Annotated in this window: 16 protein-coding genes; 14 read left to right on the top strand and 2 right to left on the bottom strand. The window is 37.1% G+C overall.

The annotated features are described in order from the left end of the window. Nucleotides 1-12 precede the first annotated feature (12 nt). From NSU17_RS07095 to rpsI, 13 genes are all read left to right on the top strand, one after another. Complete coding sequence (locus NSU17_RS07095; protein WP_096550073.1) at nt 13-669, top strand: adenylate kinase; 657 nt, start codon at nt 13-15, stop codon at nt 667-669. A 409-nt stretch (nt 670-1,078) separates the two neighbouring features. Then, nucleotides 1,079-1,297, top strand: a complete 219-nt coding sequence (gene infA / locus NSU17_RS07090) for a translation initiation factor IF-1 (RefSeq protein ID WP_016839390.1) — start codon at nt 1,079-1,081, stop codon at nt 1,295-1,297. 36 nt (nt 1,298-1,333) lie between these two features. Beyond that, complete coding sequence (gene rpmJ / locus NSU17_RS07085; RefSeq protein ID WP_000868344.1) at nt 1,334-1,447, top strand: 50S ribosomal protein L36; 114 nt, start codon at nt 1,334-1,336, stop codon at nt 1,445-1,447. 21 nt (nt 1,448-1,468) lie between these two features. Then, nucleotides 1,469-1,834: a 30S ribosomal protein S13 gene (rpsM, locus tag NSU17_RS07080; RefSeq protein ID WP_016839391.1), complete on the top strand. Its 366-nt coding sequence runs from the start codon at nt 1,469-1,471 to the stop codon at nt 1,832-1,834. A 24-nt stretch (nt 1,835-1,858) separates the two neighbouring features. After that, on the top strand, nt 1,859-2,248 hold the full coding sequence (gene rpsK, locus NSU17_RS07075) for a 30S ribosomal protein S11 (protein WP_016839392.1): 390 nt from the start codon (nt 1,859-1,861) through the stop codon (nt 2,246-2,248). A gap of 128 nt (nt 2,249-2,376) precedes the next feature. Then, the gene (locus NSU17_RS07070) at nt 2,377-3,321 is read left to right on the top strand and encodes a DNA-directed RNA polymerase subunit alpha (protein WP_096550075.1); all 945 of its coding nucleotides are present in this window, start codon (nt 2,377-2,379) and stop codon (nt 3,319-3,321) included. A gap of 42 nt (nt 3,322-3,363) precedes the next feature. Beyond that, nucleotides 3,364-3,744 (top strand): 50S ribosomal protein L17, encoded by a 381-nt coding sequence (gene rplQ / locus NSU17_RS07065; protein ID WP_016839395.1) that lies wholly within the window; start codon nt 3,364-3,366, stop codon nt 3,742-3,744. A 369-nt stretch (nt 3,745-4,113) separates the two neighbouring features. Next, nucleotides 4,114-4,959 (top strand): energy-coupling factor ABC transporter ATP-binding protein, encoded by an 846-nt coding sequence (locus tag NSU17_RS07060; RefSeq protein WP_340704677.1) that lies wholly within the window; start codon nt 4,114-4,116, stop codon nt 4,957-4,959. Further along, nucleotides 4,935-5,804: an energy-coupling factor ABC transporter ATP-binding protein gene (locus tag NSU17_RS07055; protein ID WP_340704676.1), complete on the top strand. Its 870-nt coding sequence runs from the start codon at nt 4,935-4,937 to the stop codon at nt 5,802-5,804. The genes NSU17_RS07060 and NSU17_RS07055 overlap by 25 nt, the downstream gene beginning before the upstream one ends. Next, the gene (locus NSU17_RS07050; protein WP_340704675.1) at nt 5,801-6,598 is read left to right on the top strand and encodes an energy-coupling factor transporter transmembrane component T family protein; all 798 of its coding nucleotides are present in this window, start codon (nt 5,801-5,803) and stop codon (nt 6,596-6,598) included. Before NSU17_RS07055 ends, NSU17_RS07050 begins: the two co-directional genes overlap by 4 nt. Before the next feature lie 15 nt (nt 6,599-6,613). After that, a complete protein-coding gene (truA, locus tag NSU17_RS07045) occupies nt 6,614-7,354 on the top strand; it encodes a tRNA pseudouridine(38-40) synthase TruA (protein ID WP_340434444.1) in 741 nt (246 codons plus the stop codon). Between the two features lie 163 nt (nt 7,355-7,517). Then, nucleotides 7,518-7,955: a 50S ribosomal protein L13 gene (gene rplM / locus NSU17_RS07040; RefSeq protein ID WP_016839400.1), complete on the top strand. Its 438-nt coding sequence runs from the start codon at nt 7,518-7,520 to the stop codon at nt 7,953-7,955. A gap of 22 nt (nt 7,956-7,977) precedes the next feature. After that, the gene (gene rpsI, locus NSU17_RS07035; RefSeq protein WP_016839401.1) at nt 7,978-8,370 is read left to right on the top strand and encodes a 30S ribosomal protein S9; all 393 of its coding nucleotides are present in this window, start codon (nt 7,978-7,980) and stop codon (nt 8,368-8,370) included. 48 nt (nt 8,371-8,418) lie between these two features. Here rpsI and NSU17_RS07030 read toward each other — a convergent pair whose 3' ends face one another. Both NSU17_RS07030 and NSU17_RS07025 read right to left on the bottom strand, forming a co-directional pair. Next, nucleotides 8,419-9,633: a site-specific integrase gene (locus NSU17_RS07030; protein ID WP_340704674.1), complete on the bottom strand. Its 1,215-nt coding sequence runs from the start codon at nt 9,631-9,633 to the stop codon at nt 8,419-8,421. 83 nt (nt 9,634-9,716) lie between these two features. Then, nucleotides 9,717-10,646, bottom strand: a complete 930-nt coding sequence (locus NSU17_RS07025; RefSeq protein ID WP_340704673.1) for a hypothetical protein — start codon at nt 10,644-10,646, stop codon at nt 9,717-9,719. 299 nt (nt 10,647-10,945) lie between these two features. On the opposite strand from NSU17_RS07025, the gene NSU17_RS07020 reads away from it, so the two are divergent. After that, complete coding sequence (locus NSU17_RS07020) at nt 10,946-12,085, top strand: IS110 family transposase (protein WP_340704672.1); 1,140 nt, start codon at nt 10,946-10,948, stop codon at nt 12,083-12,085. The last annotated feature ends 57 nt before the right edge of the window (nt 12,086-12,142 follow it).

Raw genomic sequence — 12,142 nt, 5'->3', positions numbered from 1 at the left:
GGAAATAACCGTATGAATATCGTTTTAATGGGCTTGCCAGGTGCTGGTAAAGGTACGCAAGCAGAAAAAATCGTGAATAAGTACGAAATCCCTCATATTTCTACAGGTGATATGTTCCGTGCTGCTATCAGTCAAGGTACGGAACTAGGTCTTAAAGCGAAATCCTATATGGATCAAGGTGCATTAGTTCCAGACGAGGTTACTATTGGCATCGTGCGCGAAAGACTTGCACAAAAAGACTGTGAAAATGGATTTTTACTTGATGGGTTCCCACGCACGGTACCTCAAGCTGAATCATTAGATAACATCTTAGAAGAACTTGGTAAAAAAATTGATCATGTAATCAATATCCAAGTTGAAAAAGATGAACTAGTTGCACGTTTAAGCGGTCGTCGTATCTGTAAAACTTGCGGTGCTACTTATCACGTTATTTTCAATCCTCCTAAAGTGGAAGGAAAATGTGATAAGGATGGCGGAGAATTATACACTCGAGCTGATGATAATCCTGAGACGGTTGCTAATCGCCTGGAAGTAAATATGAAACAAGCACAACCTTTACTTGATTTTTATGAATCAAAAGGTTTATTAACAAATATTAATGGTCAGCAAGAGATTGAAAAAGTGTTTGCTGATCTTGACGCTCTATTATTACAGGGCAGTCGCAGCTGATACCCGTCATTCTTTCGAAAGTCATAATACTTTTCGCGAGGGGTAATCGGAGGCAACATAAAATATTGAGAGTTGCAAAAGCATATTAGTGCCCGGTATACACTACTTGCGAAAGTGCTTATACTTACTTAGAAAGTTCTTTTGTGAAGAGTGTTATGGGTTTCGTGGAAGCATCAAATGAACGGGTGTGAATTTTCCATGATATCCGGACATTTTAACAAAGGAATACAGTTTCCTTACCGGATCTGTTCATTCCCTGGATTGTGTGAAGCGAAACCAGACGAGCGTCTTTCGAACATCTCTCATACAATCCAACGTTTGTTAATGGAGTTGCTTCTAACCTGTAAAATCTGTTGCGAGTGTTCTCTAGGGAGAACGATTTAGCACATATAGAAGGGAGACAGGGTTGATGGCGAAAGACGATGTAATTGAAGTCGAAGGAACAGTTGTTGAGACTTTGCCAAACGCGATGTTTAAGGTAGAATTAGAAAATGGGCACACGGTGCTTGCACACGTTTCCGGAAAGATTCGTATGCATTTCATTCGAATTTTACCTGGAGATAAGGTTACTATTGAGTTATCTCCTTATGATTTAACTCGCGGTCGTATCACATACCGTTTTAAATAATCTTTTGCACTCCGAAGACTAAGGAGGTTGAGTTAAATGAAAGTGAGACCATCTGTAAAACCGATTTGCGAAAAATGTAAAGTTATTCGCCGACGCGGTAAAGTAATGGTAATCTGTGAAAATCCAAAACACAAACAAAAACAAGGATAATTTTTAAGGAGGTGCGAATAAATGGCACGTATTGCTGGTGTTGATATTCCTCGCGATAAACGCGTAGTAATTTCATTAACTTATATTTATGGTGTTGGTAAACCAACTGCTCAAAAAGTATTAGCTGCAGCTGGTGTATCTGAAGATACTCGTGTACGTGATCTTACTGAAGATGAATTAGACAGAATCCGTACAGAATTAGATAAGTACAAAATTGAAGGTGACTTACGTCGTGAAGTATCACTAAACATTAAACGTTTAATGGAAATTGGTTGCTACCGTGGTATCCGTCACCGTCGTGGTCTACCTGTTCGTGGACAAAATACGAAAAACAATGCACGTACTCGTAAAGGTCCTCGTAAAACTGTTGCGAACAAGAAAAAATAATAAGTAAAGGGGGTTCCTTCCGTAATGGCTCGTAAACAACAATCACGTAAACGTCGTGTGAAAAAGAATATCGAATCAGGTATTGCACACATTCGTTCTACATTTAACAATACAATCGTAACGATTACTGATATGCAAGGGAATGCAGTTTCTTGGTCAAGTGCAGGTGCTCTTGGATTCAAAGGTTCTCGTAAATCTACTCCATACGCTGCTCAAATGGCTGCTGAAGCCGCTGCTAAAGCTTCCCTTGAGCATGGTTTAAAAACGTTAGAAGTAACTGTTAAAGGTCCAGGTGCAGGTCGTGAAGCGGCTATCCGTGCACTTCAAGCTGCAGGACTTGAAGTAACAGCAATTAAAGATGTTACACCAGTTCCACATAACGGTTGCCGTCCGCCAAAACGTCGTCGTGTGTAATGGGTGCAACTCTTTGGAGTACATCATTCTTGTGCAAGAAGAATTGTACAAATTTATAAAGTCAAGATTTTTTGACTATTATGATGGTATGACCTATACAGTCGATGTTTTGAAGGAGGGTAAATTGAATGATCGAAATTGAAAAACCAAAGATTGAAACTGTTGAGATCAGCGAAGATTCCACATATGGTAAGTTTGTTATAGAACCACTAGAACGTGGATATGGTACTACTTTGGGTAATTCTTTACGTCGTATCCTTCTATCCTCATTACCGGGTGCAGCGATTACATCTGTACAAATTGATGGGGTATTACATGAATTCTCAACTATTGAAGGGGTAGTAGAGGATGTTGCTTCAATCATTTTAAACTTAAAAAAACTTGCACTGAAAATCTACTCCGATGAGGAAAAAATTCTTGAGATTGATGTGAAAGGTGAAGCAACAGTTACAGCAAGTGATATCACACATGATAGTGATGTTGAAATTTTAAATCCAGATTTGTATATAGCAACAATCGCAAGCAACGGTCATTTGCGTATACGTATGTATGCTAAGAGAGGCCGTGGTTACACTCCTGCTGATCAAAACAAACGTGAGGATCTTCCTATCGGCGTGATCCCGATCGACTCTATTTACACTCCAGTTTCACGCGTTAATTATCAAGTGGAAAATACTCGTGTAGGACAAAATTCCGATTACGATAAATTGTCCCTTGATGTGTGGACTGATGGTAGCATCGGTCCGAAAGAAGCGATTTCACTCGGAGCGAAAATATTAACAGAGCATCTAAATATTTTTGTTGGTCTAACAGATGAAGCACAAGCAGCGGAAATCATGGTAGAAAAAGAAGAGGACCAAAAAGAAAAAGTATTAGAGATGACGATCGAAGAATTAGATCTTTCTGTTCGTTCCTATAACTGTTTAAAACGTGCAGGTATTAATACAGTATTAGAACTTACGAATAAGTCTGAAGACGATATGATGAAAGTTCGTAATCTTGGACGTAAGTCATTAGAAGAAGTAAAAGCAAAACTTGCAGAGCTTGGTTTATCTTTACGTAAAGAAGACTAAGCAATCGTTATTTATTATGTTCGAATAAAGGAGGGAACATTCATGGGTTACAGAAAACTAGGCCGTACAAGTTCTCAACGTAAAGCGTTATTACGTGATTTAGCAACTGATTTAATTATTAATGAACGCATTGAAACAACTGAAGCTCGTGCAAAAGAATTACGTTCAGTTGTTGAGAAAATGATTACTTTAGGTAAACGCGGAGATTTACATGCTCGCCGTCAAGCTGCAGCATTCATCCGTCGTGAAGTAGTGACAACTACTGATGAAGAAGGAAACGAAAAAACGAAATTCGCTCTTCAAAAATTATTTGATGATGTTGCGCCACGTTACGCTGATCGCCAAGGTGGTTATACACGTATCTTAAAAGTAGGTCCTCGTCGTGGTGACGGAGCGCCTGTAGTAATTATCGAGTTAGTTTAATTTTTTAGGGGGTGTCCGGGTTTCCGGTTGAACTCGCCCCCTTTTTTACAAATGTGTGATTTATACGACAATAAAATGGCACATGAGCGTTATGATGATCGAATGAAAAATTCGTATCGTCTAGCTCTCCGCACCTCATTCATCAGATTACGGAACGTTAATAAACCGTACTTCTATAAATGTTATTAGCGCATTTCTCCTGAATGAGGTGCGCGCTTTTTTATTCAAACCCAAATCTATTAAAGAGTATGTAAAAATAAAATACGTTTCTTCATGTAATTTTCAAAATTTTTAAACGTGTTTTATTTTTATATATAGGAGATTCATTTAGAACTAGAAATGTAGAGCCCTGGAGAGAGGAGCATAGATGTGACCGAAATTCTATCATTTCATAATGTATCTTTTTCATACACACCTGACAAACCTGATGCCCGTAAAGCTGTTCAAAATGTTTCGTTTTCAATTAATGAGGGTGAGTGGATTGCCATTGTCGGTCATAATGGTTCAGGCAAATCTACAATGGTGAAGATGGTTTGTGGTCTCCTCTTCCCGCAGGAGGGGGAAATTCACGTCATGCAGAGCATATTAAATGAAGAGACTCTTTGGGATATTCGCTCAAAAATTGGAATGGTTTTTCAAAATCCAGATAACCAATTTGTTGGAGCGACAGTGCAAGACGATGTTGCCTTTGCATTAGAAAACAACGGAGTGCCTTTTGAAGAAATGGTTGAACGGGTTTCTTCGTCTTTAAAGAAAGTCAAAATGTATGAGTTTTTAAACCATGAACCCCATCATTTATCAGGTGGTCAAAAGCAACGTGTTGCCATTGCCGGAGCACTTGCAATGCATCCGAAATTATTAATTTTAGACGAAGCAACTTCCATGCTTGATCCACAAGGTCGAGAAGAAGTATTACAAACAGTTCTAGAATTAAGAAAAGAAATTGGCTTAACAGTTTTATCGATTACGCACGATGTTGAAGAAGCACTTCTCGCAGACCGAGTTATTTTTATGAACCAGGGCAAGAAATATGCAGAAGGTTCACCAGAAGAAATTTTTGCATTAGGGGATAAATTGACTGAATTTGGTTTAGAATTGCCTTTTGCAATGAGGATGACAGAGCTGCTCCAAGCAAAAGGTGTACATTTATCAGGCAATAATTTAACAGAAGAAGAGTTGGTGAATGATCTATGGACATCAAACTTCAGCAAGTAAGCTATGCATATTCAGCAGGTACACCTTTTGAGAAGTATGCTTTATTTGATGTGGAGATGGAAATTCCATCTAAAACCTATCATGCAATCATTGGACATACAGGTTCTGGTAAATCAACAATTCTCCAACATTTCAATGGATTATTAAAACCAACAAAAGGAATCGTACATATTGGAGAACGAAAAATCGAAGCGGGAAAAAAGGCAAAAGAATTAAAACCAATTCGTCAAAAGGTAGGTATTGTATTCCAATTCCCAGAGCACCAACTATTTGAAGAAACAGTATTAAAAGACATTATGTTTGGTCCGATGAATTTTGGTGTTTCTGAAGAAGAAGCGGAGAAGAGGGCTCGCGAAGGCATCAAACAAGTTGGATTGCCTGAAGAAGTGTTGGACAAGTCGCCTTTTGATTTATCAGGCGGACAAATGAGACGGGTTGCAATAGCAGGAGTACTTACAATGAATCCAGATGTGATTGTATTAGATGAACCTACTGCTGGGCTCGACCCTAGAGGACAGAAAGAAATTATGGATTTGTTTTATCGTCTGCATAAAGAGAGAGAATTAACAACCATTCTAGTCACCCATAGCATGGAAGATGCGGCGAAATACGCAGATCAAATTTCGATTATGCATGAAGGACGCTGTGTGTTAACCGGTGCTCCACGGGAAATATTTTCAGATAGTGAAACGCTAAAAAAATATCGATTAGAAATTCCTCGTATCGTGAAATTTCAACAAAAGATAGAAAAGTTAATAGGAAAGCCACTTTCAAAAATTTGTTTAACTGAGGAAGAGCTAGCGGATGAGATTGCTCGGGCGTTAAAGGAGCGTGATCATTCATGATGGAGAAAATGATTTTCGGACGATTTATCCCAGGAGATTCCTTTGTACATCAGTTAGATCCACGTTCCAAACTCATATTTACGTTTATTTTTGTAGTTATTGTATTTTTAGCGAACAATGTGGCTACATATGGCCTATTGTTAATTTTTACATTGTTTGTCATTTTAATTTCAAGAATTCGATTATATTTTTTAATAAATGGATTAAAACCGGTTATCATTTTAGTAATTTTCACGTTTCTCATTCACCTTCTCTTTACTAGAGAAGGAGATGTACTACTGAACCTTGGTTTTCTTGAGGTTTATGAAGGCGGTTTAAGACAAGGAATTTTCATATCAATCCGTTTTGTTGTACTTGTATTTGTTACAACGATCTTAACATTAACAACTTCCCCTATTTCAATAACAGACGGACTTGAAGTACTATTAAATCCTTTGAAGAAATTTAAATTGCCGATTCATGAATTAGCATTAATGATGTCCATTGCGTTACGCTTTATCCCAACACTAATGGATGAAACGGATAAAATCATGAAAGCACAAATGGCGAGAGGGTCCGATTTAGGAGCAGGACCAATAAAAGATCGGATTAAAGCGGTTGTTCCCCTTCTGGTGCCTTTATTTGTAAGCGCCTTTAAACGGGCAGAAGATTTAGCAACAGCAATGGAAGTGCGGGGATATCGAGGAGGAGAAGGACGCACTCGATATCGCCAGTTAAAATGGGATGCGAAAGATACAACCTGTATTTTTGCATTAGTATTGATGACTGCTCTTTTAGTGTTCTTCCGCAGTTAGAAAAAGGTGAGAGACTTGCGACGCTTAAAAGCAATTATTTCTTATGATGGAACGCACTTTTCTGGCTACCAAGCGCAGCCGGGAAAAAGAACGGTGCAATCTGAAATTGAAAAGGTATTAACAGTAATGCATAAGGGCGAACACATACGCATTTTTGCTAGCGGACGTACAGATGCACGTGTTCATGCCACTGGACAAGTCATTCATTTTGATACGACTCTTTCGATTCCAGCAGAAAACTATAAAGTGGCATTAAATGCACAATTGCCAGCTGATATTCGAATACTTGATATGGAAGAAGTTTCCCCTGATTTTCATGCTCGATTTGATGCGAAAGGAAAACGATACCGGTATAAATGGAATTGTGATGAAGTCCAAAGTCCTTTCAAGAGAAACTATACTGTTGAAACGAGAGGAAGAAAGCCGGACGTAAGTAAAATGGAAAACGGCGCAGCTTATTTAGTGGGTACTCATGACTTTACTAGTTTTTGTGCAGCGAGTACGCCTGTTGATGATAAAGTTCGCACGATTTATTCCATCGATTTTGAGTGGCACGATCAGGAACTTCATATGGTTATTGAGGGTAGTGGCTTTTTATATAATATGGTTCGGATTATTGCTGGTACTTTATGGGAAGTTGGGATTGGAAAAAGAGAGGCAAAATCTATTAAGGACATGATTGAATCGAAAAATCGCGAAATGGCAGGAACAACGGCTCCTCCCCACGGGCTATATTTAGAAAAAGTATACTATTAATGCGATAACAACTTTTCCTTGTGTTCAACATTTTTCTTGACTTATGTTTTAAATTATAATATTATAACATATGGTATTTTCATTCCACTTATAAGCCCCGAAACTTATTAGTGAGAAAAATGGAAAATTAACGGTTCATGAAATCGATTAGGAGGATATATACATGCGTACAACATTTATGGCGAAAGGTCATGAAGTAGAGCGTAAATGGTTAGTAGTTGACGCAGAAGGTAAAACGCTTGGTCGTTTAGCTTCAGAAGTTGCTGCTATTTTACGCGGTAAACATAAACCAATTTATACACCACACGTTGACACTGGTGACTATGTAATCGTAATTAACGCTGAAAAAATTCATTTAACTGGTAACAAATTGGAAGATAAAATTTACTACCGTCACTCTCAATTCGCTGGCGGTTTAAAGAAACGTACAGCAGGCGAAATGCTTGAAAGAAATCCAGAAAGAATGATCGAACTTGCAGTAAAAGGCATGCTTCCTAAAAACTCTTTAGGACGCAAAATGTTCAAAAAACTTCATGTTTATGCTGGTCCAAATCATCCACATGCTGCACAAAAACCAGAAAGCTTCGAGCTTCGCGGATAATTAATTAGAGGAGGATATTCACTTGGCACAAGTTCAATATACTGGCACAGGTCGTCGTAAAAGCTCAGTAGCTCGTGTACGTTTAGTACCTGGCGAAGGCAAAATCATTATTAATAAACGTGATGTAGAAGAGTACATTCCATTCGAAACATTGCGTGAAGTGATTAAACAACCATTAAAATTAACTCAAACTTTAGGTAGTTACGATGTATTAGTAAACGTTAAAGGTGGAGGTTATACTGGACAAGCTGGCGCTATCCGTCACGGTATCGCTCGTGCGTTACTTCAAGTTGATCCAGATTTCCGTCCAGCTTTAAAACAAGCTGGTTTACTAACTCGTGACCCACGCATGAAAGAACGTAAAAAATACGGTCTTAAAGGCGCTCGTCGCGCACCACAATTCTCAAAACGTTAATATATCTACGTTTCCAGCCTTCTTCTCAATTCGAGAAGAGGGCTGTTTTTATGAAAATCTTGATTTTTGATGATGTTTTGATGATGTCAGCTCATTTTTCGCATTTTTAGAGTTATCTTGATTCATATATTCAATAAATTTATTTTGCACTTCTTCTTTCACGTCATCCGTTAAATGTGTATAAATATTCATGGTTGTATCAATGCGAGAATGACCTAATCTTTCTTGTACTTCTTTCATAGATGCACCTGCGGCAAATAACATAGAGGCATGAGTATGTCTTAATCCGTGGAATTTTATTTCAGTAAATCCGAACCGACGACACATGGAAGTTAGCACCTCGTTTGGATATGCTAAACGTAAAGGTCTAAAACCATCCCTCATAAATAAAAACTTGTCTTTTATTTTATTCCTCATCCCGAATGATAATATCAATTTATTATTAGCTAAAATCAACTTTTGTAATAATTCCCACGTTTCATCATCTAATTTCACTTTTCGAATGGATTTTTTTGTTTTTGGATCTAATAATTCATACACATTTCCTTTTTTCCAATATAAAGTCTTTCGGACATATACCTCTTTAGTATCTTCCAATAAGTCATCTTCTGTTAATGCTAACAATTCCCCTTTGCGTAAGCCTGAATAAAGAGCTAATCGAAATAAAACATAAGTTTTAAATTCAGTATTCACTTCGGCGATTTCTAAGAATCGATTGACTTCGTCTTTTGTCCAAAAACCATCGAATGGTTCATCTTCATTTTCACCATTTTCCTTCCTCGTTTTAGCATAAACAACATATTCCATCGGATTATTATTAATGTAGCGTTTGCGTTTTGCAAATTTGAATACTAAATTCAACTGAATTCCGTAATCACGAGCGCTTTTAATTTCTTTTTCCAATGATTCAATAAATGCTTGGCAATATTCTTCGGTGATTTCATCTATTAATAATTTTTTGAAATTAGGTAATATTCGACTTTCAAATTTAGATTTTTTAATATCAACCGTCGATTTCTCCCATTTCTTTTCCTCTTCTCTCATCCATTCAATATACACTTCTTCAAAAGTTTTTTTCGCTAGTACATTGACACCACTTTTTAATTCATCTTTAAGATTATCTATAAAATCAATCGCCTCCCCTTTTGTTAAAAATCCACGTTTAGTTTTTGGTTTACTCTTTCCTGTCAGTGGATCCTTCACGTAATATTGTACTAACCATCGTTGCCCCTTTTTTGTTTTATATTTTTGATAAGATGCCATGATATCCCCTCCATATTTAGAATGTATGTTCGGTTTTAAGTTGTAATATTTGCCCGCTTAAAACGGGCAAATAGGTTTTATTCTCAATTTTTTATTTTATATCCACCTAAAATCTTTGGAGAAGCCAGTTCTTTTCCGTAGCTATCTTTAAAATAGACCATGACACTTCCGTCTGTTTTACCAGCTCCCTTTACAACCTGTTCGACAGCAGCTCCTACTTGTTCGGCAAACCTTTCCTTTTCGTGTTCTGGAGAGTAGTACCAAGCATCACTTACAAATACATATACAATACCCCAATCGTCTTCAGACTTAGGTATGATATCTAGGACTACCCCACCACTTACGGCTATCATTTCATCTATAGCTTTATTAAACTCTTTATCTATTTGTTCTTTTACAACTGTTTCGCTAGGATAGGCGACAGTACCACCTTCAATAACAGCATTTTTTCCATTCAAATGATTTTCCGAAGTTAACTCTCCAGTTAAATTTTCTCCAAACTCACCATAAACATCTTTGATATGTTGAGGTTGTGGGTGTTCATCCAGATTAAATCTAAACATTGCATTGTAAGCGAAGTAGGATGGTCCCCAATCAGATGGTATTTCAAAGTCATGGACGATCTTGCCGTCTTTAACCTCTAAAAAGTCACTTTTTATATTTAAATTACCATCTATTACACTTACTTCAAAAATCGCACCGTCTAAAGCATTAGTATCTATATTAACAGTGATTTTTCCTTCTGAAGCTGTAGCCGTCATACTTCCGGTAAATTCTAATATATCGGATAGATCTCTATCTTCACTTTCTTCTTCGTTTTCTATTTCTGTTTCTGATTCAAGTTTGTTTTCTTCTTTAACTTCAGGATCTTCGTTTAAAGAAACATTGTCATTAGTAGTTTCATCCGTAGGTGGAACAGTAATGACCATAAGAATAAAAAATATGACAATTGCACTACCGATGTATTTTAAAATACCTTTTCTTGTCGGGTTGTCACTTTTTCTCAATATCAATTTTGGACTAATCAACCCGACTATAAGAACAATTAAAGAAATAAAAAACAATCATGAATTTTCATTCACAACCCTGGCATGAAAATGGATATTTCTTTCCCATAATGTAGATAACACAAACAGTTAACAATACGTAGGCTTTTATGGTGGATGATACCCTGAATAAAAAACTGTTTGAGTGGATTTGGTGAACAACCCATTGTTAGCTCATTCATTTGGAATGATGACTACGTACAGAAAAATGCTTATATTTCAAATTCACTCGCTGTTTGTGAATCTACTTTATGGGAGGGATTATATTGGATGTACTGATGACACGTTGTGCAGGATTAGATGTACATGCTGAAACAATTGTTGCTTGTGTCATGATTGGCGAACAGGACGATGAATTATTCATTGAAACAGAAACTTTCCCCACTTTAACAAAGGATCTCTTTCGTTTACTAAAGTGGTTGGAAAACCATGGCATTACGCACATTGCGATGGAGAGTACTGGAGTTTATTGGAAACCTGTTTATAACATTTTGGAGGATTACTTTGATATTACATTAGCGAATGCTCAAAGAATCAAGAATGTCCCTGGAAGAAAAACAGATGTTTCGGATGCAGAGTGGATTGCGAAGTTATTGCGTTATGGACTGATTGAAAAAAGTTTTGTTCCACCAGAAGATATACGAAACCTTCGTGATTTAACTCGGCTTTGTAAAAAATGGATCGGCCATTTGACTTCAGAAAAAAATAGGATTCTGAAAGTATTAGAATGCTCAAATGTTAAACTAAATTCAGTTATTTCAGATGTGTTTGGTGTTTCTGGAAGAAAACTTCTATCCAAATTAATTCAAAATGGATATGTTGATTCCATTGATGTAGAAAATAGTATTCACGGAAGAATGAAGCACAAAAAACAAATGATTACAGACTCTTTATTCGGTACTTTAAACGATCATCAAATCTTTCTAATCAAACAATCTTGGCAACACATCGTTTATTTAGAATCATTAATCAGCCAAATCGAGGAAAGAATAGATGAAATTCTGAAGAATTATAAAGAAGAAGTGGAGTTATTACTAACGATTCCGGGTATTAAAAAGGATTCCGCAGCAATTATTATTGCAGAGATTGGGGTGAACATGGAACAATTTCCTACCTCTCAACACTTAGCGTCTTGGGCCGGAGTTGCTCCAGGAAATCATGAAAGTGCAGGAAAACGAAAGTCAACTAAAACGACTAAAGGGAATCCTCATATCAAAACTGTACTGTGCGAAGTAGCATGGGCAATCTCTAGAAGTAGGAATCGTTGGTTAGCTGCTAAATATTGGTCGATTGCTGCAAGAAGAGGAAAGAAAAAAGCACTCGTTGCCATATCGCATCGAATGCTTCGAATCATTTACTCCATGCTAATTAATAAGGAGCCTTATAAAGAACCTTTAATTAATTAGTATAACCAAAGAAGAATAAGTTTAAACAAAGTTACCTTCCATTAGGTAGCTCTGCTT

It is taken from the genome of Ureibacillus sp. FSL K6-2830 (genome assembly GCF_038004145.1).
Classification (GTDB): Bacteria; Bacillota; Bacilli; order Bacillales_A; family Planococcaceae; genus Ureibacillus; species Ureibacillus thermosphaericus.
Note: the sequence above shows the minus strand (reverse complement) of the source record. Positions and strands in the feature narration are given on the sequence as shown.